The organism is Dyadobacter flavalbus (assembly GCF_006149045.1).
Classification (GTDB): domain Bacteria; phylum Bacteroidota; class Bacteroidia; order Cytophagales; family Spirosomataceae; genus Dyadobacter; species Dyadobacter flavalbus.
Genome location: NZ_VBSN01000016.1, coordinates 13,785 through 35,834, shown reverse-complemented (window position 1 = coordinate 35,834; position 22,050 = coordinate 13,785). Strand labels below are relative to the sequence as shown.

19 protein-coding genes are annotated in these 22,050 nt (G+C 43.9%); 13 read left to right on the top strand and 6 right to left on the bottom strand.

The features are described from left to right. Positions 1-20 precede the first annotated feature (20 nt). The 3 genes from leuB to msrC all read left to right on the top strand — a co-directional run bounded on the left by leuB (position 21) and on the right by msrC (position 3,228). Complete coding sequence (gene leuB / locus FEM33_RS02315) at positions 21-1,091, top strand: 3-isopropylmalate dehydrogenase (RefSeq protein WP_139010508.1); 1,071 nt, start codon at positions 21-23, stop codon at positions 1,089-1,091. A 261-nt stretch (positions 1,092-1,352) separates the two neighbouring features. Then, the gene (locus FEM33_RS02310; RefSeq protein WP_139010507.1) at positions 1,353-2,510 is read left to right on the top strand and encodes a 2-isopropylmalate synthase; all 1,158 of its coding nucleotides are present in this window, start codon (positions 1,353-1,355) and stop codon (positions 2,508-2,510) included. Positions 2,511-2,742: 232 nt separating this feature from the next. Then, complete coding sequence (gene msrC, locus FEM33_RS02305; RefSeq protein WP_139010506.1) at positions 2,743-3,228, top strand: free L-methionine (R)-S-oxide reductase MsrC; 486 nt, start codon at positions 2,743-2,745, stop codon at positions 3,226-3,228. A 67-nt stretch (positions 3,229-3,295) separates the two neighbouring features. On the opposite strand, the gene FEM33_RS02300 is transcribed toward msrC, so the two are convergent. Next, positions 3,296-3,592, bottom strand: a complete 297-nt coding sequence (locus FEM33_RS02300) for a muconolactone Delta-isomerase family protein (protein ID WP_139010505.1) — start codon at positions 3,590-3,592, stop codon at positions 3,296-3,298. A 288-nt stretch (positions 3,593-3,880) separates the two neighbouring features. Here FEM33_RS02300 and FEM33_RS02295 point away from each other — a divergent pair, with 288 nt between their 5' ends. From FEM33_RS02295 to FEM33_RS02275, 5 genes are all read left to right on the top strand, one after another. Then, entirely contained in the window at positions 3,881-4,450 is a 570-nt protein-coding gene (locus FEM33_RS02295; protein ID WP_138283350.1) for an RNA polymerase sigma factor, read from the top strand. Next, positions 4,419-5,897 carry an outer membrane beta-barrel protein gene (locus tag FEM33_RS02290; RefSeq protein WP_229214045.1) on the top strand — a complete coding sequence of 493 codons (1,479 nt, stop codon included), beginning with the start codon at positions 4,419-4,421 and terminating at the stop codon, positions 5,895-5,897. Before FEM33_RS02295 ends, FEM33_RS02290 begins: the two co-directional genes overlap by 32 nt. 380 nt (positions 5,898-6,277) lie before the next feature. Next, positions 6,278-7,585, top strand: a complete 1,308-nt coding sequence (locus tag FEM33_RS02285; protein WP_139010504.1) for an LVIVD repeat-containing protein — start codon at positions 6,278-6,280, stop codon at positions 7,583-7,585. Beyond that, positions 7,582-8,160 (top strand): hypothetical protein, encoded by a 579-nt coding sequence (locus FEM33_RS02280; RefSeq protein WP_139010503.1) that lies wholly within the window; start codon positions 7,582-7,584, stop codon positions 8,158-8,160. The genes FEM33_RS02285 and FEM33_RS02280 overlap by 4 nt, the downstream gene beginning before the upstream one ends. A 294-nt stretch (positions 8,161-8,454) precedes the next feature. After that, the gene (locus tag FEM33_RS02275) at positions 8,455-10,638 is read left to right on the top strand and encodes a S9 family peptidase (RefSeq protein WP_139010502.1); all 2,184 of its coding nucleotides are present in this window, start codon (positions 8,455-8,457) and stop codon (positions 10,636-10,638) included. Between the two features lie 84 nt (positions 10,639-10,722). On the opposite strand, the gene FEM33_RS02270 is transcribed toward FEM33_RS02275, so the two are convergent. The 3 genes from FEM33_RS02270 to FEM33_RS02260 all read right to left on the bottom strand — a co-directional run bounded on the left by FEM33_RS02270 (position 10,723) and on the right by FEM33_RS02260 (position 14,526). After that, positions 10,723-12,255, bottom strand: a complete 1,533-nt coding sequence (locus FEM33_RS02270; protein WP_139010501.1) for a M28 family peptidase — start codon at positions 12,253-12,255, stop codon at positions 10,723-10,725. A 427-nt stretch (positions 12,256-12,682) separates the two neighbouring features. Further along, positions 12,683-13,666, bottom strand: coding sequence for a porphobilinogen synthase (hemB, locus tag FEM33_RS02265; RefSeq protein WP_201747687.1), 984 nt, complete (start codon positions 13,664-13,666; stop codon positions 12,683-12,685). A 173-nt stretch (positions 13,667-13,839) separates the two neighbouring features. Continuing rightward, on the bottom strand, positions 13,840-14,526 hold the full coding sequence (locus FEM33_RS02260) for a response regulator transcription factor (protein WP_139010500.1): 687 nt from the start codon (positions 14,524-14,526) through the stop codon (positions 13,840-13,842). A gap of 114 nt (positions 14,527-14,640) precedes the next feature. Here FEM33_RS02260 and FEM33_RS02255 point away from each other — a divergent pair, with 114 nt between their 5' ends. The 4 genes from FEM33_RS02255 (at position 14,641) to FEM33_RS02240 (ending at position 18,451) form a co-directional block, all read left to right on the top strand. Continuing rightward, positions 14,641-15,660, top strand: a complete 1,020-nt coding sequence (locus FEM33_RS02255) for an alpha/beta hydrolase (protein ID WP_139010499.1) — start codon at positions 14,641-14,643, stop codon at positions 15,658-15,660. 108 nt (positions 15,661-15,768) lie between these two features. Further along, a complete protein-coding gene (locus FEM33_RS02250) occupies positions 15,769-16,593 on the top strand; it encodes an enoyl-ACP reductase FabI (RefSeq protein WP_139010498.1) in 825 nt (274 codons plus the stop codon). Between the two features lie 140 nt (positions 16,594-16,733). Further along, positions 16,734-17,543 carry a hypothetical protein gene (locus FEM33_RS02245; RefSeq protein WP_139010497.1) on the top strand — a complete coding sequence of 270 codons (810 nt, stop codon included), beginning with the start codon at positions 16,734-16,736 and terminating at the stop codon, positions 17,541-17,543. Between the two features lie 86 nt (positions 17,544-17,629). After that, the gene (locus FEM33_RS02240) at positions 17,630-18,451 is read left to right on the top strand and encodes a DUF4349 domain-containing protein (RefSeq protein WP_139010496.1); all 822 of its coding nucleotides are present in this window, start codon (positions 17,630-17,632) and stop codon (positions 18,449-18,451) included. 33 nt (positions 18,452-18,484) lie between these two features. Here the strand turns inward: FEM33_RS02240 and FEM33_RS02235 are convergent, their stop codons facing one another. After that, complete coding sequence (locus FEM33_RS02235) at positions 18,485-20,026, bottom strand: YifB family Mg chelatase-like AAA ATPase (RefSeq protein ID WP_139010495.1); 1,542 nt, start codon at positions 20,024-20,026, stop codon at positions 18,485-18,487. Positions 20,027-20,182: 156 nt separating this feature from the next. Between FEM33_RS02235 and FEM33_RS02230 the strand changes: the two genes are divergently transcribed. Beyond that, the gene (locus FEM33_RS02230) at positions 20,183-21,193 is read left to right on the top strand and encodes an N-acetylmuramoyl-L-alanine amidase family protein (RefSeq protein ID WP_139010494.1); all 1,011 of its coding nucleotides are present in this window, start codon (positions 20,183-20,185) and stop codon (positions 21,191-21,193) included. A 1-nt stretch (position 21,194) separates the two neighbouring features. On the opposite strand, the gene FEM33_RS02225 is transcribed toward FEM33_RS02230, so the two are convergent. After that, entirely contained in the window at positions 21,195-22,043 is an 849-nt protein-coding gene (locus FEM33_RS02225; protein WP_139010493.1) for a TIGR01459 family HAD-type hydrolase, read from the bottom strand. Positions 22,044-22,050: the final 7 nt, after the last annotated feature.

The following is a 22,050-nucleotide window of genomic DNA, read 5'->3' as shown; positions in this document are numbered from 1 at the left end:
ATTATCAATTTAACACTTTAATGAAGAAGAATATATTAATCGTTCCGGGCGACGGAATCGGACAGGAAGTTACCGAAGTAGGAAAGAATGTGCTGGTGAAGATTGCCGAAAAATTCGGTCATGAATTTATTTATGATGAAGCATTGATGGGCCATGTTGCCATTGAAGCAACGGGAAACCCGCTTCCGGATGAAACGCTTTCCAAAATGCGTGCGTCGGATGCCATTCTTTTCGGGGCTGTCGGACATCCCAAATACGACAACGATCCGACTGCAAAAGTACGTCCTGAACAAGGTTTGCTGAAAATGCGCAAGGAACTTGGATTGTATGCCAATTTGCGTCCGATCAAATTATTTGATGAGCTGCTTGGCGCTTCTTCCATCAAACCGGAGATCCTGAAAGGTTCCGATATTCTGTTTTTCAGAGAATTGACCGGCGATATTTATTTTGGTGAAAAAGGGCGTAAAAATGATAATAGTACTGCTTTTGACCTTGCAGAATACAGCCGTTATGAAGTAGAACGAATTGGTCGCAAGGCTTTTGAAGCAGCGCGTACCCGCAGCAAGAGATTATGTTCTGTGGATAAGGCCAATGTTTTGGAAACAAGCCGTTTGTGGCGCGAAGTAATTCAGGCGCTTGCTCCTGAATATCCGGATATTGAGGTTGAGCACCAGTTTGTGGATTCCGCTGCCATGATGCTGATCAAAGACCCGCGCCGTTTTGACGTTGTGGTTACGGCTAATTTGTTCGGTGATATTCTGACGGACGAAGCCAGCCAGATCGCGGGTTCAATGGGTATGCTGGCGTCAGCTTCAGTTGGTGACAGTACAGGAGTTTACGAGCCTATCCATGGTTCTGCGCACGATATTACCGGAAAAGGCATTGCCAATCCATTGGCTTCCGTTTTGTCAGCAGCATTGCTTCTGGACATTTCGTTTGGCCTGAAAGAAGAATCGGATACGATTATTGCAGCAGTCGACAAGCTGCTGAAAGACGGTTTCCGGACCCGGGATATTGCAGATTCAACAACAGCACCGGAAATGATCCTGAATACACAGGCGGCCGGAACTGAACTTTTAAAAAGAATCTGATTAACGACAAGTTTTGCCAAATTATATTTGCAAGAAGCAAAACTTATGTTTTCTTTGCAGAACAAACATACAGTTAGCGAAATTTCGCAACTTTCCAATGAACGCACGCGATACAAATCTTGATCTTATTATTCTTACATTTCCGTGATAACGGGAAAGGTTAAGTTTTGACTCGTTTTAAAACCCTTTCTCTCATCAGGAAAGGGTTTTATATTGTTTGAAATTTATTAAATTCGTATCCATTAAAATTACTACCCACCAATGAGTAATCGAGTTCAGATCTTCGACACAACTTTGCGAGACGGCGAGCAGGTTCCAGGCAGCCAATTAACAACAGAAGAAAAGATTGTTGTAGCCAGGCAACTCGAAAAACTCGGTGTAGATATTATTGAAGCAGGCTTTCCGGTATCGAGCCCGGGTGACTTTCGTTCTGTTGTCGAAATTTCCAAAGCAGTGCGTGAACCCGTCATTTGTGCATTGTCACGCGCTGTACAAGGCGATATTGACGCAGCAGCAGAAGCATTGCAATATGCCAGCAGAGGAAGGATTCATACCGGAATCGGCTCATCCGATATTCACATTCAGCACAAATTCAATACAACGCGCGAAAAGATCATTGAAAGAGCAATTTCTGCTACCAAATATGCCAAAAGCAAAGTTGAAGACATTGAATTTTACTGTGAAGATGCAGGGCGTGCGGATCTGGTTTTTCTGGCTCAGCTTGTAGAAGCGGTAATCGGAGCCGGCGCGACGGTCGTAAATATTCCGGATACAACCGGCTACTGCCTGCCTGACGAATACGGTGCAAAAATCCGCTACATATTTGAAAATGTTTCCAATATTCACAAAGCAGTTATTTCCATTCACTGCCATAATGACCTCGGACTTGCAACTGCCAATTCTCTTGCGGGAATAATCCAGGGAGCACGGCAAGTGGAAGTTACCATTAACGGAATCGGCGAACGCGCCGGAAATACTTCTCTGGAAGAAGTAGTAATGGCTTTGAACGTGCATAAGGAGCTTGGTCTGGAAACGGGAGTGAACTCGCAGTTCATTTATCCTACAAGCCAGCTGGTTTCCAAAATGATGCGCATGCCGGTACAAGCCAACAAAGCGATTGTCGGGCGTAACGCATTTGCGCATTCTTCGGGTATTCATCAGGACGGTTTTCTTAAGCATACTTTGAATTACGAGATCATGAATCCGCAGGATGTGGGCGTGGACAAATCCGATATTGTACTGACGGCAAGAAGCGGCCGCCATGCTTTGAAACACCGCCTGGAGTTGCTTGGTTTTAGTTTTGACAAATCAGCACTGGATGAACTTTACACTAGGTTCCTGGAAGTTGCCGATCTGAAAAAGGAAGTTAATGATGCGGATCTTGTGGATCTTGCACGTACAGCCATTCCCGTAGAATAATTAGAATATCCTTAAAATTACATAACCCATTGAATCTGAATTTGATGTTTTGAAGATTTATTTGTAACATTACACATTCAATAACATCCATCAGATTGCAAAAAGCCCTCGGTGATTCTGACTAAGGGCTTTTTTCTTGTGCCTTGCCCAAGGTTTTTTACTGTGCGAATGAACGTGCCGGAGTGCTTCAAATGTTCATTGTCAAAAAGATTTTCATAATAAATTTCCAGAAATGGCAGAAGAATTATTGATTCCTGTAAATGCGGATCGCAAAGCCGTTTACAATGCACTGTTTCCTCAGATCAAAGCATTGATAGCGGATGAAAGTGATCTGGTTGCGAATTTGTCCAACATTACCGCTGCGTTAAAAGAAGCGTTCGGCTTTTTCTGGGTGGGATTTTATCTGGTCAAAGAAGGCCAGCTTGTACTGGGGCCGTTTCAGGGGCCGATTGCCTGTACGCGCATTCCGTTTCACAAAGGCGTTTGCGGAGCCAGCTACACGCGCAAGGAAACAATTATTGTTCCGGATGTGGAAGCGTTTCCCGGCCATATTGCCTGCAGTTCTGCTTCAAAATCAGAAATCGTGCTTCCGGTTTTTCACAGAAACGGAACCGTAGCAATGGTTCTGGATGTGGATAGCGACATAATGAACGATTTTTCCGAGGATGATTCCGAAGGGTTGAAGCAGATTATAAAACTGATAGAAAAGAAGCTTTGACCTTTTTCAAAAAGCATAAAAAAACCTCATTGCCGGAAGACAATGAGGTTTTTTGCAAATTATACTTTTAGTTCAGCGAAAACATGGGCAGTCGTAATGCAACAACATTGTTAAACATCAGTTTGGAAATTTTTGGATCCATGTAATCAATCAGTGGAAACTCCGAAACAAGCGACATCACTTCAAACTCACTCTCTGCTTTTACCACGCACCAAAGTCTGGAATAATCATCCGAAAGGGCATAAGACATCATTCTGCCTTGTTCCATCATTTCATTGATCTTTTTTCTCTGAGCAGGTATTTTCGCTGTAAAATCTTCCGACATAACTGCGGGAAGCTGAATTTCAACCATATAGTGGCTCATGGGCGATAGAAGTTAGGTGTATGTAAATACCTGGAATTATATCTCAGCTTATATTAAAAGGATAAGAAGTTATGATTAGTTCCTGCAAGTAATGTACTAAAAAATAAACGATTCTTCTGCAAAGAAATTTTCATAAACTTCCAACGCTTTTCATACTTGAAGTGTCACACCTGTACGGTTTGAGAACCAAAAATGTTCAGCCGGATGACAAAGATGCAGTATTCAACTATCTTTGGATAGCGGTGCTGATATAATTACAAAACCGAACGAAGCACCCCTAAACTTCGGATGAATTTTAACGAAAAGGATTTGGTAAATGGCTGTAAACAGCGAAACCGGGCCGCCCAGAAGCAACTTTATGATGTTTTTGGTGGCAAGTTGTTTGCTATTTGCCTGCGATATACCAAAAACCGCGCCGATGCAGAAGATGTTCTGCAGGATGCGTTTATTAAAATTTATGAAAATATTGATTCTTTCAGGAATGACAGTCCGCTCGAATACTGGCTCCGGTCCGTTGTCGTAAATACGGCTCTGAACCATTTGAGACAGCAAAAGTACCTGAAAGATCTGGATGATATTGACATGCATCATAACGGGATTGCCGACAGGGAAATTACCCTTGGGAATTTTCAGATGCAGCAGTTACTGGAACTGATCCGGGAGTTGCCTACGGGTTGTCAGACAATTTTCAACCTGTATGCCATTGAAGGTTATCAGCATAATGAAATTGCACAAAAACTGGGGATATCCGAAGGAACCTCAAAATCGCAGTACGCACGCGCAAGAAGCCTGCTTCAGCAAAAATTGAACAAAGAAAAAAGATTTGATGATGGATCCGTCCGAAATAAACAACTTTGAAGATCAGTGGCGAAAGGCTTTTCAGGAAGCTTCTGAAACACCTCCTCAATCCGTTTGGGAAGGAATAGAAGCGCATCTTGATAAAGATGATAAAAGCACGATTGTTCCGCTTTGGTGGCAGTCTCCAAAGTTATGGTATGCTGCTGCGTCCATTGCTGCTATCCTGCTGGTGGGAGCAGGATTCTGGTTTTCTAAATCTGGAGAAAGTTACAAGAAAATGGATACGGAAATTGCTGCAAACAAAATGCCGCAGCAAAAGAAGGATTCCAATAAAGCTCCGACTGATCAAACTGTAAAATCTGAAGAGGAAAACAAAGTGCTGGCAGTAAGTCCAGGCGTTACGACAGACTCCTTTGTTAAACCGGAAAATAAAACAAATAAAAACAATGAACGCGCAGCTTTCAGGAATTCTTCACAGAGTTTCCTTGCGAAAAATACGTCCGGGAATAAAAAATCAGAAGCTGCCGTTGATGAATCCCAAAAAATTATAAACCCTTCTTCTATCTCTGATTCCGAAAGATCATTGTTGGCAGCAACGGATGCCAATGATTCTGTTCCGGAAATCGCAGGACAGCAAACGCTTGTGTCTTCACAAGCGCTTGCTGCATTGCCTTACAACGATCTGGAAGTCCATTTTCAGAAACGTTATATTTTCTTCCGTCCCGAGTCAAATTCTGAGGAATCCGTAAAACCAGTGAAACACAAGGAATATTGGGCAGGACTCGGCTTGATGCCGGCTTCTTTTAACCCGGACCTGAAAATCAAAGAAGCGCCGCTTGCATTTACAAGTAATTTTGTTTCAAACAGAAAATCAGTTTCAGGTTCCAGTCAGCCCGGTGCTTCTTACGCCATCCAGACGCAGGGCGGAATGCGGCTTTCAAAGCACTGGTCTGTTGAGCTTGGCGTCAGTTATCTGCAGGGCAATTCCAGCTATGAAGGCGGAGGTTACGTGCTCAGCGCCAAGAATTATAAAAGTGCCAATGTTCTTGAAAACGCCCTTGCCGACCTTGCACCAAATGCCAATACGCCCAGCAACAGTTATGATTTTATAAATGGCGGATCAACTTATATCGATGTGTCCAAAACGGTTAGCAATAATTACCAGTATCTGCAGTTGCCTGTTCAGGCCGGATTTACAATTAACCCGGACAAAAAGCTCAGCTACTCTGTTTTGGGAGGTATGATGGCCAACTTTTTCCTGAGCAACGACCTGGAATCTGCATCCGGTGAAATCATCACGACAACAGCCAGCGACGACATTTACCGCAGTGTAAACTGGTCTGCGACAACAGGCCTGCGCTTTAATTACCGGTTATCATCCAAATGGAAAGCCAATCTTACGGGCTCTTATCAAAAAGCGGTTTCTTCCGGATTTCGCTCCAATCAAAGTCTGGATTTACATCCGGTTCTGTATGGCGTATCGTGGGGAGTCCGTTATTCTTTTTAAAAATTTAAAGAACATTCCAACCATTCAGGATTCTTTTGAATCTATCATTTACAGACCTTGGGAACAGCAGGATTTATCGTTTTGCTTTTATCGTTCTCCCGGAATCTGTTAGCCATGAACAAAAATATTTAACCGGCCGGCAAAACTTGTCATCATATGCCTGCCTGCATTTCTCATAACTGTCTTGTTTAAACAACAACGGGAAATTAAAGTTATCTAAAATAAAAGTGCCGGTAGTCCTGGCATTTTCGGGGTGCGTTATCGTCCGAAGGCATTGCTTTCGGACGATTTTGTTTTGGTTTCCAACCATTTAGCAATCCGTGGTGTCCAATAAAAACTTACCTGAACCATATTTTACAAATCCTTTAAACTCGAAAGTTATGAAAGCCGGATTTTTACATTTGCTTCTTTTTATTGTGGCATTTGTTTCCTGGTCATGCAACGATCAGTGTACAGAAACGAGAATAACACGCCGCCTCACACCCATTTCCAGACCGCTTGCTGAAATCCGAAGTTCAGTAAGAACAGAAGCCGCTCACACCCTGAAAAAGCCCGGGAAAATGTATGTTAAAGGCAATTATCTTTTCATCAATGAAATCAAGGAAGGCATTCACATTATTGATAACAGCAATCCCGCAGCGCCAAACTTTATTTCGTTCATTAATATACCGGGAAACGGCGATATAGCTGTAAAAGGCAACATTCTCTACGCCGACAGCTTTTCTGATCTTGTTGCATTGGATATCAGCGATGTAAACGCACCCAAAGAAGTAGGAAGAGTAAATAATGTTTTTCAGACAGGACAGTTCGACGGCGTTTGGTGGACGATGACTGCACCGAATGCCGGCATTCAGGACAATGCAATTACAGATTATAAAGTAGAGTACGTCACTGAAACGGTTTCGACAAACTGTGAGGAAAATATCATGTACCCTATTCTTAATAGCGCGACAGCTATGTCATTTTCCGATATGGCTTTTTTTAGGGGCAAATCCGCTTCTTCCAGTTCTAACAGCGGCGGTACAAGCGGAAAAGCCGGATCAATGTCCCGTTTTGCACTGCATGATAATTTTCTTTATACCGTAAGTCAATCCAGCCTTCATTTGTTCAATATCAGCAAGCCAAGTTCGCCTTCTGATTTCTCAACGATCAATCTGGGCTGGAATATTGAAACCATTTTCCCTTATAAAAACAAGCTTTTTATCGGTTCGTCCACAGGAATGTTCATTTACGACAACAGCAATCCTTCGGCTCCGCAGCAATTATCGGTATTTCAGCATGGCAATGCATGTGATCCGGTTGTTGTTCATGACGACATCGCATATGTTACGCTCCGCACCGGAACTGCATGCGCAGGAACTCAAAATCAGATGGACCTTGTGGATGTAAGTGACGCCTCATCGCCGCAGCTGATCAGAAGTTACCAAATGCAGAATCCGCATGGCCTCAGCATTGATTTTCCTATCTTGTACTTGTGCGAAGGCGAATTCGGGCTGAAAATTTTTAATGCCGAGGACAAAATGGATATAGAAAGCAAACTGCTTGCGCATTTTAAAGACATGGATGCATACGATGTAATTTCATTGGGTAAAACAGTGCTTGTAATCGGAAAAGACGGGTTTTATCAGTACGATGCCAGTGATGTCAAAAATCTTCGTTTGCTCAGCAAAATTCCTGTTTCCAAATGAAAGTATTTTCTCAGCTACTGATCTGTTTTCTGCTTTCAGGTTCTTTACTTGCGCAGGAAAATACTTTTAAACGAAGGTATGTCAATCATACTGAATTTGGTGGTTTGTTCGGCCGCGTCAAATCTTCTTATGGCTATCAGCAAAACGCAGTGGAAAGCAAGGCAAGCATTACTGCCCAGATTTACAATGGTTTGCAGCTAAATAAAAGCCTGTCCGCCGGAGTAACAGCCGGAATGGATTGGTATAAAACCGCTTTGGTTAATCCGCTGGCAGCCGGAATGCGTTACGATTTGTTTAAAGGTAAGTCCGCCAGATTATTCGGGACGCTGGACGCAGGTTACGGGTTTACATGGTTTCATCAGGATACGGACGGATATAAAACCAAAGGAGGCTGGATGCTGAACCCGGGTGTTGGTGTAAAATACGGGAAGCCGGGCGGCAATGCATTTACAATTGTTTTCAGCTATAAAAGACAGGAACTGCACGTTGACAAACCTCTCTGGTATGACCAGCAAGTCCGCTTTGAAGAACGCATTTACAACCGGCTTGCTTTAAGATTGGGAATGTATCTGTGAGTCGACGATACTTTGACTATGCCATAATTACATAAAATAATTAACCATTTATTCAGCTCCTGAGCCGTACATCTGCTTGGGAGTTTTTTATATCTATGCAACAGCATGTCGGTTTAGAATTGAAATCCGTTTTTACTGAACCGGTAATTTCAGGTTCAATTGATTTTTGTAAGTTCCGAATGCAGTTGGTAAAAGCCATTCATGATATTCCATAAAGCAATTTTGGTGTTTTTGAAAATCAATGTATTAAAATTGCATTACCTTAGTTGTTATACTATCTATTTCAAAGCTCCGATGAAGCAAATTTTTAAGACATTCATTTTAACATTTCTTACTTTTCAGCTTTTTGCCCAAATTCCAGATACTTTCCAATGGCTCCCGGATGGAAGCGGGTACCGGGATGTTGCCGAAGATGAAATTATAGAAGTGGCCTTGCCTTCCAATCAGCCAAAAACCATTCTTACAAAGGCTCAGCTTACGCCGGCAGGAACCAGTACACCGCTTTCCATAAGGAGTTATACGGTGAGCAAGGCCGGTGACAAAGTGCTGATTTATACCAATACAAAGCGAGTGTGGCGCTACGATACGCGTGGCGATTACTGGCTTTTTGATATGGCTTCCAAGTCGCTCAGACAGCTTGGAAAAGGACTTCCCGCTTCTTCGCTGATGTTTGCAAAGTTTTCGCCCGACGGCAAAAAGGCAGCTTACGTAAGCAATCACAATGTATATGCAGAGGATCTTCAAAGCGGTCAGGTTAAACAGCTTACAACCGACGGAACCGACCGTATTATAAACGGTACTTTTGACTGGGCCTACGAAGAAGAATTTGACTGCCGCGACGGTTTCCGATGGAGTGACGACAGTAAAGCTGTTGCATATTGGCAGCTTGATGCGCGCAAAATCCGCAATTTCCTGATGATCAATACCACGGATTCTATTTATTCCTTCAATGTGCCGGTGGAATATCCGAAAGTAGGCGAGACGCCTTCGCCATATAAAATCGGAGTTGTTGACATTGCGAGTGCACAAACCAAATGGATGAACATTCCCGGTGATCCACAGAATACGTATGTTCCCAGAATGGAATGGTCCGGACAGCCGAATGAACTGGTTATTCAGCAATTGAACCGCAAGCAAAACGAGAGCACGCTATTTTACATCAATACTGCAGACGGCAGTTCCAGACCGTTTTACTCCGAAAAAGATGAAGCTTTTATTGATATTAAAAGCCGCTGGGAAGATGATCCCGTTGGCTGGGACTGGATCAATAATGGAAAAGAGTTTTTGTGGGTAAGTGAAAAAGACGGCTGGCGGCATACTTACCGGGTTAGCCGGGACGGTAAAAAAGAAACTTTAATTACGGTCGGAAACTATGACATGATCCATCCGGTGCGTATTGATGAAAAGAACAATGCATATTATTTCATTGCCTCGCCGGACAATGCAACGCAAAGTTATTTATATAAAACTTCGCTCGACGGAAAAGGAAAAACCGTTCGTCTTTCTCCGGCAGATCAGACCGGATCACATAATTATGAAATCTCGCCTTTGGGAAAATTTGGCAAACATAGTTTTTCCAATGCCCGGCTCGCACCGATGACAGAATGGATTTCACTTCCTGATCACAAAGCCATTGATCCGGCCAATTCCATCAGTCAGACTATGATGCGGATCAGACCGGCAGCCATGGATATTGAATTTTTTAAAATCAAAACAGAAGAAGGCGTCGAAGTGGATGCTTGGATGGTAAAACCTTCCAACTTTGATCCGGCAAAAAAATATCCGATTGTTTTCACGGTCTACGGCGAACCGGCTGGAAGTACGGTCAAAGATGTTTACGGAACCGGCCGCAACCGTTTATATGCAGGAAGCATGGCGGAAGATGGTTACATATATGCTTCTATGGACAACCGCGGAACACCGTCACCAAAAGGCCGCGCATGGCGGAAAGCAATTTACAGGAATATCGGAACTGTTAATATCAAAGATATGGATGGCGCTGCAACGGCCATGTTCAAAAAATATCCTTTTATTGACACAAGCCGCGTAGCCGTTCATGGATGGAGCGGAGGCGGATCTTCCACATTGAACTTACTTTTTCAGTATCCGCAGCATTTCAAAACGGGAATTGCGGTGGCGGCAGTAGGAAACCAGCTGACGTACGACAATATTTATCAGGAACGGTATATGGGAATTCCGCAGGAAAACCGGGAAGATTTTGTAAAAGGCTCACCCATTACGCATGCAAAGAACCTGAGAGGAAATCTGCTTTACATACATGGAACGGGCGATGACAACGTACATTATCAAAATGCTGAAATGCTTGTCAATGAGTTGATAAAGAATAATAAAGTATTTCAGTTCATGCCTTATCCGAACCGGTCACACGGTATTTACGAAGGCGAAGGAACTTCGTTGCATTTAAGGACTTTGTTCACAGATTATCTGAAGAAAAACTGTCCTCCGGGAGCAAGGTAACATTAGTAAATTTTAGAAGTATCTATTAAATGAAAAAGCCGGCTTGTCCGGCTTTTTCATTTAATAGATAAGATATAGGAAACATTATTTCCCGTACAACTTTTTGGCTGCAGCTTCGTATTTGTCACCGGCTATCCATTGCGGGGCGGTTTTCCGATCAGCAATAAGCCGCGTCGTATAAGCATAAGCCTGAGAAAATTTCAGTAGATAATTGAAATTGACCGTTTCGGGATTGTCTGAAACCTGATGGTAATTTTTCATAATGTCTCCATTAAATTCCCTGAAACCCGGCGTAAATGTCGGTGCCGGAATTCCTTCTTTTGCAAAACTGACATTATCCGACCGGTCGAACAATCCCTGTTCCGGCGAAGGATCAGCAAATACGCCTAATCCGAAAAACTTGCTTGCTGCTTCAATTTCTGCTTTTACACCTGTTCTTTCCAGTCCCATTACGGCAACAATGGTAGTGTCATTGTAACCGGCACCGTCAGAATTAAGGTTTAAGATACACTTGTTCAGCGGCATTAGAGGATGACTTGCATAGTATTTGCTGCCCAGCAACCCGACTTCCTCGCCAGTAAGTGCAATCACCAAGACAGAACGCTTTGCAGGTTTTTTTGACAAAGCCTCCGCCGCTGTAAGTAATGCAACCGTACCAAATGCATTGTCGCGTGCACCGTTGAAGATGCTATCCTGCGGCGTAAAAGGTTGTCCGCCTTGTTTGCCAACACCGACATGATCATAATGCGCGGTTAGTAAAACGTATTCTTTTTTCAGCTCCGGATCAGTTCCGGGAATGAAACCGGCGACATTGTAACTGTTGATTAAAGTACTTTTTCTGCCGCTTGTTTTAAATTCTACTTCCTTAACACCGCGCAACGCACGAGAAAAACGGGCCTCTTTGCCATTAACCCATGCATGCGGAATGGACTTCAAAACTGCATTGCCACCTTGCGCCAGAGAAATCTGTTCGCCTGCAAAATATTTGTTGACAAGGTTCCAGGGAGTCGGGGCATTAAACAATTCAATAATGCCCAAAGCTCCTTTTTCAACAGCAAGTTTTCTTTTTTCAACAGAAGAAGCAATGATTTCGGAAGGAGTCTGCACGTCAGGCGTTCCGCTTTGTATCAGTACGATTTTCCCTTTCACGTCCAGACCTTTGTAATCGTCCCATTTTTTTGCTGCATTTTCCAGTCCGTAGCCTGCATAAATGATTGGAGCTTTCAGATCGGATGCTTCTCCGTTCATCAGAATCCAGTCATCGCCGCTTTTCATGATTTCAGCATCTGCAACGATTTGGCCCGTTCCATTGGCGCCTGTTTTCTGAAAAGGGACATTTTGATAGTATGAAGAAACGTTTGTTCCGGAATCGGAAACAACCGGTTTTAAGCCCAATTTGCGAAATTGCTCTGCTATGTATCTGGCTGCTACAAAATTGCCCTGTTCACCCGTACGCCGGCCCAGCAGTTCATCCGATGCCAAAAAGCGCAAGTGTGCTTCCGTTTCTGATTTTTTGATTTGGGATTCAGGCAGTTCATTGCCTTTCTTCTGAGCAGAAGCAAACGGATTGATTTGTATCAGGCATATAAAAGCCAGTATTGTCATTTTTGTATTCATAAATAAAAAGGAAGTATTGGTAAGAGACAGAGATAATCTACAAAATAACAATTTACAAATTGTATTTCTTTACAAACAAGATGTTATTGCATAACAGCATATGTGTTGCCGCGGAGCGGCACCCTGTTTGTAGCAGTTTGATTGGAATAATTTATCTCGCAGGGAGGCTCCTGCGGAGCCGCCAAAAATTATCTTAATGCCATTTTTCTATAAACAGGAGGCTCCTGCGGAGCCTTGCATTATGCATTTTCGTAACTTCCTACAAACAGGATGCTACTCCGTAGCAACATGCATTTGGCCGCGGAGCGGCATCCTGTTTGTAGGAAGTTGTTTGGAAGAATATATCTCGCAAGGGGGCTCCTGCGGAGCCGCCAATCAATTGCATAACCTTGATCTATAAAACGAAGGCTCCGCAGGAGCCTATAAATTATCTTCCGTTTAATATTACCGCAGCTTCTTTGGCAAAGTATGTAAGAATACATTTGGCTCCGGCTCGGCGAATACTCATCAATACTTCCATCATGGCACGTTCACCGTCAAGCCAGCCATTCTGGGCAGCGGCTTTCACCATCGCATATTCCCCTGAAACATTGTATGCAGCAATCGGAATGTCAAAGTTCTCGTGCAGCAAACGGATAATGTCAAGGTAAGACAACGCAGGTTTCACCATCAGCATATCCGCGCCTTCCTGAAAATCCAGCTGAGCTTCAAGCAACGCTTCTCTTTTATTGGCCGGGTTCATCTGATACGTTTTCTTGTCACCAAATTTCGGAGCAGATTCCAGTGCATCGCGGAACGGGCCATAAAATGCACTGGCATATTTTGCTGAATATGACATAATGCTGACATCCGTAAACCCGTTTAAATCCAGATTGCTGCGAATGTATCCAATGCGCCCGTCCATCATATCACTTGGTCCGATTATATCTGCACCTGCTTTGGCCTGAGCAAGCGTCATTTTGGCCAGAATTTCCAGCGTAGCATCATTCAGGATCTTTTCATTTTCTACCAAACCGTCATGTCCGTCAGAACTGTACGGGTCCATGGCTGCATCCGTCATAATGGCAAGTTCAGGGAATTTATCCTTGATGGCTGTAATGGCTTTCAGATAGAAGGTATCTTCCTTGTAACTTTCAGAAGCAAAACGGTCTTTTTTACTTTCTCCGTAATTGGGAAAAAGATCAATGGCCCGAATTCCCAGATCGGTAACTTCTTTAAGTTCTTCAAGCAGATTGTCCAGAGAAAACCGGTAAATACCCGGCATTGATTTAACCTCAATTTTCTGGTTTGTACCCTCCTGAACGAACATCGGAAAAATAAAATCGGAAACCTGCAGCGTTGTTTCCTGCACCAGATCTCTGATTGCAGAAGATTTTCTATTGCGCCGCGGACGACGGGATATATTGATCATGATTGGCTTTATGCGAGCAGTTGTAAGCTGTCGGCTTTTTATAAAGGCTGATTATTATATGTACTGCACAAATAACCAACTCGGGAAAGCTAGAGTTTCAAACACAAACGGGTTCTTCGTGCAAAATGGTCAGGTTTGTTTTCTGCTTTTTGCAGACTGATCCAGCTCCGGGTTCAGCCAACCATCAGCTTGAATCCTTCGCCGTGCAGGTTCATAATCTGAATGGACTGATCTTCTTTAAGATACTTTCTCAGTTTGGTGATATACACATCCATGCTCCTAGCATTGAAATAAGAATCGTTGCCCCAGATGGTTTTAAGCGCAAAACTTCTGCTGATCGGCTGATTAAGGTTCTGGCAGAAAAGCCGGAGCAACTCCGATTCCTTGCTTGTAAGCCTTGTGGATTTGTCACCGGCTTTCAGTTGCTGATGGCTGTAATCAAATGTAAATTGTCCTACCTGGAAAACGTTTGTTTCATTCTGTGCATCCGGCTGCTTTTTATACCGTCTGAGAATGGCTTCAATGCGGAGCAGCAATTCCTCTCTGTCAAAAGGCTTTGTTACATAGTCATCGGCGCCCACCCGGAAACCCTGCATCGTATCTTCTTTCATGGATTTTGCCGTCAGAAATATAATCGGAACATCGCGTCCGCTCATTCTTACTTCTTTGGCGAGAGAAAACCCGTCTTTTTTCGGCATCATCACATCGAAAATACACAGGTCATATTCCTTATCTACAAAACACTGCCAGCCTTTCTGGCCGTCCGTGGCCAGGTCCGTAGAAAAACCTTTATCAATCAGGTATTCCTGAAGTAAAGATCCCAGATTGCTGTCATCTTCGACAAGTAAAAGATTGGGCATTATTTAAAGATTAATAATATGTTTGCAAGATAGTAAAACTGTAATGGCAGCATGTAAATAAATGCCTAAAACTAGTCATCTTTCGGGTGCGCAAAACTTCTTAATTTATAAAAAATGTTAAAAGCCGTGTTTTGGATTATTGGTATCCTTGCAGTCATCCTGATCGTTTTTCTCGTCGGTCCCGACGTACCCGATGCACAACTGAACCCCGAGCTTCCGACTGTTACTGCCGATCTGGTCAAACTGGAACAGGAAATTAATCATACAGAAAAAGAAACCAGACTGCTGAAGCCGGATAATGAAGCACGGATTGTATGGGCAGACAGTTCAAAAAAAGAAAAAACACCGTACAGCATTGTTTACATTCATGGCTTCGGAGCCAGCTGGGCAGAAGGCGATCCTGTTCACCGGGATCTGGCCAGAAAATACGGGGCCAATCTGTATATGGCACGTATGCACGACGCCGGCATCAGCGACCCGAACGCATTTGACGATCTTACGCCTGAAAATTTCCTGAATGGTGCAAAGCGTGCGCTGGCAATCGGTAAAGTACTCGGTGACAGCGTAATTGTTATCGGAACTTCGGCCGGCGGCCTTCTTTCGGTGTATCTTGCGGCCAATAATCCTGAAATAAAAGGAGTTGTACTTTATGCGCCTTGCATGGCCGTCGCAAATCCTGCGCTCAAACTGATGACAGGCCCGTGGGGAAAACAGATATTGCATGCCGTAATGGGCGGCCACCGCCTGCCTACAGACAAAGATCCGGATCAGGCCAAATACTGGCTTCAGGGTTATAACACCAACGGACTTGTGACCTTGCAGCAAATGATCGATGCAATTGCCCGCAAGGAAGTTTATGAAAAAATAAAAATGCCTGTTTTTGTAGGCTATTATTATAAAAATGAAAAAGAACAGGATCCGGTGGTTTCGGTAAAAGCAATCAGGGAAATGTTTGCAGAACTGGGAACGCCGGCGGACCTGAAAGTTGAAAAAGCGTTTCCCGAAGCCGGGGACCATGTAATTGCATCGCGGCTGCGTTCCAAAGATGTAAAAGGCGTATATGAAGCTACAAACGAATTTTTCCGGGAAAAGCTGCATCTCAGGCAAGTAGAAAACACGACGGCATTACCTTGAAATTGTGTGGTATAAATGCATACGGTGCAAAATATATGGTTAAACCCGGCAAAATGCTTTATTTTGCCGCATTAAAAATGACATTATCCTAAATAATAAGAGGAAAGTATGGCTTACGGTTTGTTAAAAGGAAAAAGAGGAATTATCTCGGGTGCACTTGATGAAAATTCAATTGCGTGGAAAGTAGCATTGAAAGCAAAGGAAGAAGGTGCCATTTTCACACTTACAAACGCGCCGATTGCAATGCGGATGGGCGCCATAAATGATCTGGCAAAGCAATGTGATGCCGAAATCATTCCTGCGGATGCTACTTCCGTTGAAGATATAGAAAACCTGTTCTCAAAGTCCGTTGAAATCCTGGGCGGTAAAATCGATTTTGTGCTGCATTCCATCGGTATGTCGGTGAATGTCCGTAAAGGAAAGTCATATGGCGATCTTAACTACGAATGGATGCAGAAAGGACTGGATATATCGGCCATTTCGCTGCACAAATTTCTGCAGGTCGCTGAAAAGCAGGACGCGATCAATGACTGGGGTTCCGTTGTGGCTTTGTCTTACATTGCCGCGCAACGTACATATTCTTTTTATAGCGATATGGCCGAGGCAAAAGCCATGCTGGAAAGTATTGCAAGAAGTTACGGGTACCGTTACGGAAAAGCAAAAAATGTACGTGTCAACACCATTTCACAGTCACCGACCAAAACAAAAGCAGGATCGGGAATCGACGGCTTTGATGCATTCTACGATTTTGCTGAAAAAATGAGCCCGCTCGGAAACGCAACGGCCGACGATTGCGCAAATTATGCCATTACGCTGTTCTCTGACCTTACACGCTTTGTAACCATGCAGAATCTTTACCACGACGGCGGATATTCCTCAACGGGTATTTCCGAGGAACTGGTTGAAATGATCCAGAAGCAAAGCCAGCAATAACTTTAGAATATTGAATGTAAACCCTTCAAAGCATCTGTTTTGAAGGGTTTTTGCTTTTTTGTTAAAATAATTCAGCCGCTCGTCCGTTCCGCGTTGTATGATATTTGTGAACCAGTTAGTTTCGCTAAATAATTATAAATATGGATCCTCAGCCAAACCGCGCTCTTTTCAGAAAAATTGTAAGTAAAAAACTGGCATTTCTTTCAGGAATTATCATTGCACTGGCATCATGTAGCAGTGAGAAAGAAACTACGCAGACAAAATCGGATACGCCGGTGCATACACTTGTGTTCCTGGACAAAACGCAGAGCGTGAATGTGAACAAGAATTACGTCAATGACAAATACCGTCAGGCATTGACTGATATTGTTGAAAATAACATGAAAAATAAAGGGGACAAGCTCGAAGTTTACTTCATTCATGAAAATACTTCCAAAGCACGGGCCTTGTCGCTGACTGTCCGCAGTGAAAAAGACAATACAGAAGGCGTCAATGCAACGGATCGTGAAGGAATTGAAACAGCCTTTCAGCTTGCGTTGCAACGGGAAAAAAGCATTTATCTGAGACAGCTTCTAACCAAACTGAATCAGCAGAATACAGGTTTTTCCAATCAGTCAACGGACATTTGGGCCAGTCTGCCCGTGATTGCCAAAGCGGGTGAAACCGGCTCGGACGTGAAAGTGTACTATTTCAGCGATATGGTGGAAAGTGTAAAAGGCGAGGGCCGCCGGGATTTTCACAAAGCACCGCCTGCAAGCGATGCGGAGGCTGAAAAAGAAGCCAAGGAAGATTTCAAACAATTGCAGCAATATGCAATCGGTTCGCCGCAGGTCACAATCGTTTCTCCGTTTGAACCGACTGCTTCCACCAAGGAAAACAACCCGCATGTAACGCATTACTGGCAAACGCTTTTTCAGGAACTCGGAGGCGTAAGTGCTGAAGAATTGTAAGTGGCTTCGATAGAAAATATTTAATGAATAATATATAATTTATTTATATATTTTGTAAATTTTCACACACTTATTTCCTTCCTCTTATGAAAAATTTGATCCTGTTACTCTTCTTATTTTTACTAATTGTATCCTGCTCAAACCCGAATGAACAGGAAGAATTAATGTCGCAAGTAGATTTCATGCAAGTGCCGGAACCAAGTTCAGGAAAACCAGTTCCCAAAGTTGTTCAGCAACATGCTGCTTCAAAAAAACTGATCCGGCAAGGAACGATTGAGTTTGAGACAACGGATGCCGAAAGAACCCGAAGTCAGATTATGGCCGCTGTTTCCAAACATCATGCCTATGTCTCATTGGATAAGCAGGATAAGTCGGCGGATAAAATTAGTTTTATGCTGATCATACGCGTGCCTTCTGCCCAATTCGACACTTTCCTTAATTCTGCAACTGAAGGAGTACCGTATTTTGATAATCGCGTAATCGATGTAAAGGATGTGACCGCTGAATTTGTAGACACAGAAATTACGCTTAAAACAAAAAAGCAAATAGAATCACGTTATCTTCAACTTCTGGAAAAAGCATCCAATATCAAGGATATTCTCAGTATCGAAAAAGAACTCGGTACCATTCGCACTGAAATAGAATCTACCGAAGGACAATTGAAGCTTCTAACAGATGAGGTTCAATATTCTACGCTTAAGATCAAGTTTTACAAAATCAGCTCAACTCCAGCAGTTTTTTCATATCAGGTAAAATCCTCCATAGTCACTGGCTGGGAAAATTTGCTTTCTGCCTTGCTTGCAGTAATAAACATTTGGCCTTTTCTCCTGATTACAATAGCATTGTATATTGCTTTTAGCAGGCGTAGAAAAAGGAAACGGCTGGCTGATGCAATTGGCAGTTTGTAAATCGGTGGCTAAAAAACCAGTTACGGTTCCTTTTCAACCGGCCCAGTTTTCCCGGTCCAGACTGCGGTACTGAATGGCTTCGGCCAAATGTTCCACCCGGATTTCATCGCTGTCGGCAAGGTCGGCGATCGTGCGTGAAACTTTCAGGATGCGGTCGTAAGCTCTTGCGGATAGCCCGAGCCTTTCCATTGCTTTTTTTAAAAGTGCCTTGCCCGCTTCTCCGATTATACATACTTCTTTCACCATTTCAGGCGTCATCATGGCGTTGGAGTAAATTTCCCTTTTATTTTTAAATCGCTCGGTTTGTCTTTCTCTGGCTTTGATAACCCTTGAACGGATATGTTCGCTGCTTTCCGACTTTCGCGTTGAGGCAATCTGATCAAATGAAACCGGCGTTACTTCCACATGCAGATCAATCCGGTCCAAAAGCGGGCCGCTGATTTTGTTCAGGTATTTCTGTACAACGCCCGGGCCGCAAACACATTCTTTTTCAGGATGATTGTAATAACCGCAAGGACAAGGGTTCATGCTGGCAATAAGCATAAAGTTTGCCGGAAATTCCACAGTCATTCTGGCCCTTGAAATACCTACTTTTCGTTCTTCCAGCGGCTGGCGCATGACTTCAAGCACCGTTCTTTTAAATTCGGGAAGTTCGTCCAGAAACAGTACGCCGTTATGCGCAAGTGAGATTTCACCCGGCTGCGGAAAACTTCCTCCGCCTACAAGCGCGGCATCGCTGATGGAATGATGCGGCGCACGAAACGGTCTGCGGGAAACGAGCGTTGCCCTTTTCCCAAGTTTGCCGGCTACGGAATGGATTTTTGTTGTTTCAAGTGCTTCGGGCAGGCTTAATGGAGGAAGTATGCTGGGAATCCGCTTTGCCAGCATCGTTTTTCCTGCTCCGGGTGGCCCGATCATAATGGCGTTATGTCCGCCGGCAGCCGTTATTTCCAGCGCACGTTTGATATTTTCCTGTCCCTGAACGTGTTCAAAATCGGCATCATATTCATTCTGGGAAGTGAAAAACAAATCGCGCGTATCGACAAGTAGCGGCTGAATCTCTTTTTTACCTTCAATAAAGGCAATGGCGTCGTTCAGCGTTTCTGCCGGAATGACGTCAATATTATTTACAATAGCAGCTTCATGCGCATTTTCTGCTGGCAGGATAAATCCTTTAAATCCTTGTTTTCGCGCTTCGATGGCTATGGGAAGTACGCCTTTGATCGGCCTCAGCGTACCGTCGAGCGACAGTTCGCCCATAATGATGTAATCTTCAAGACTGCGTTCACAAGCAAGCTGTTCGGATGCGTGCAGGATACAAAGCGCAATGGGCAGGTCGTATGCGGAACCTTCTTTGCGGATATCGGCAGGCGCCAGGTTTACGACCAGCTTCTGCCTCGGCATTTTGTATTCAGAATATTTTAAAGAAGCTTCAACCCGCTGCTGACTTTCCTTTACCGCGCTGTCTGCAAGCCCGACCATATAAAAGCCCAGTCCCTGCGCTACGGTTACTTCAATGGTAATCAAGGTGGCGTCCACGCCGAAAACGGCACTTCCGAAGGTTTTTGCTAGCATGTGTGTGTAATATTGTTGTGATCAATTGCCCTGAATTCTTTTCAGGATCTTTGGCAAAAATAGCAGGAATTACTAAAAACATAGCATAATTGGAATATTGCTTGCTGTTCAGTCAAAACCTGTCTATTTTATTGAAAAATTTCCCAGGCCCTTACAATGAATAAATTTTTTGCATTGCTGTTTCTGCTGACTGTTTTCAAAAACCCTGCTTTTTCCCAAAACGTTGAAAGCACTTTAAAAGGAAAAATCATTTGTGTGGATCCCGGGCATGGCGGTACCGCATTGACGGACAGCTACCGCGTGGGCCCGGCCGGCGAACGGGAAGAATGGATCAATCTTCGCGTAGGAATTTTGTTGCGCAAAATGCTGGAAGAAAAAGGAGCGACCGTTATTATGACAAGAACAGAAGATAAATTTGTTCCGCTTCCGGACCGTGCCAAACTGGCTGTGGACAACAAAGCCGACTTGTTCGTTTCCATTCATCACAATGCAACGGCGGATTCAACGGTTAACTTCCCGATTATTTACTTTCACGGCAATGCGTCTGAAAATGTCGCAAGCGTTGATTTTGGCAAAGCGCTTGCGTCCAGTTTGCTGAAACATTTGCACAAGCCCGGAGCGCCGGTTTCACTCGTTTCCGATTTTACCATTTTTGCAGAATCCGGCGCTTCGGTTTTAAGAAATTCGTACGGCATTCCGGGCGTTCTGGCCGAAGCCTCTTTTTTTACCAATGCGGAAGAAGAACAGAAGCTGAAACAGGAAGAACACAACAGAAAAGAAGCAGTTGCCTTTACCGAGGCACTCGAAGTGTTTTTTTCAAAACCCGTTCAGAAAATAGCTCCAAAAAATTCCGTCTTGCCCGTTATTCCGGCTTTCAAAGTTTTTCAGGAAGCGGAACGCATGACGCCCGTTGCCAAACGCTGGCATCAGGATTTTCTGGAAGGTCAAAAATTAATGTCAAAAAAGGACACTGCTTCGCTGCGTCAGGCTTATGACCTTTTTACCCGTTCTGCACGTTCTTTCCCGGATTCCTATGTAGCTTTCCAATGCCATGCAAACCGGGCTGAAATTCTGAAAATGTCAGGCAAGTTGCAGGAGTCGGCACAGGAAGCACAAAGGGTAAAAGAATATTATGTGAATTTTCCGAAAGAAAAAGGCCGGAAATAAATCAGTCCACAACGGCCGATACGCAGATGTAAGTCGGAATGATTCCTGCACTTCTGATCCTTACTTCGGCGTCTTCGGCCTGTGTGTTTCCGGTTAAAACCAGCGCGGTATCGAGGCCGAATTTGTTTCCGCCCAGAATATCGGTATGCAGCGTATCGCCGACCATTAAAATATCCCTTTTGCTGATATCCGGATAATTCTTGATATGCTGATAAGCAAAAATAAACATCTGCGGATCGGGTTTTCCGAAGCGTATAAACTGTCGGCCAATCGTATCTTCAATCATTTTGGCCAATGCACCCACGGCAATGGACAAGCGGCTCTTGGACGCAGGATAAGTCTTGTCTGTATTGGCTACAATAACCGGAATGTTGCGTTTGCGCAGCAGATTGAGTGTTTTGGTCAGATCGGTGTTCCAGTCGAAACCTTCGTCGTCCAGAAAAACAAGCGCGCTTACGTCGGCAACCGAATCCAGGTTCAGGCTTCGGATGGAAACGGTTTTCAACTTGGACGTTTCAAGATAATGCGCGGAATTGTCCGTGCCGAGGTAAGCGACAATGCCGTTACGGACCTTCAGTTCCAGATATTCCCTTGCCAGCATTCCTGAAGAAATGATGCGGTCCGGCGTAATGTCATCAATGCCAAGGCGGACATACGATTCCGCGAGCTGATCCGGGCTGCGCGAAGCATCATTGGTTACAACATAAAAGTCCTTTCCGTTTTCTTTCAGGTATTTAAAAGTATTTTCAATGCCGGGAATAAGTCCGTTATACGTTTTTAAAACACCGAAGGCATCGAAGAAAACGACTTCATACTTGGATATAACGGATTTGAAATTGTCAAGAATCATAAGGTGG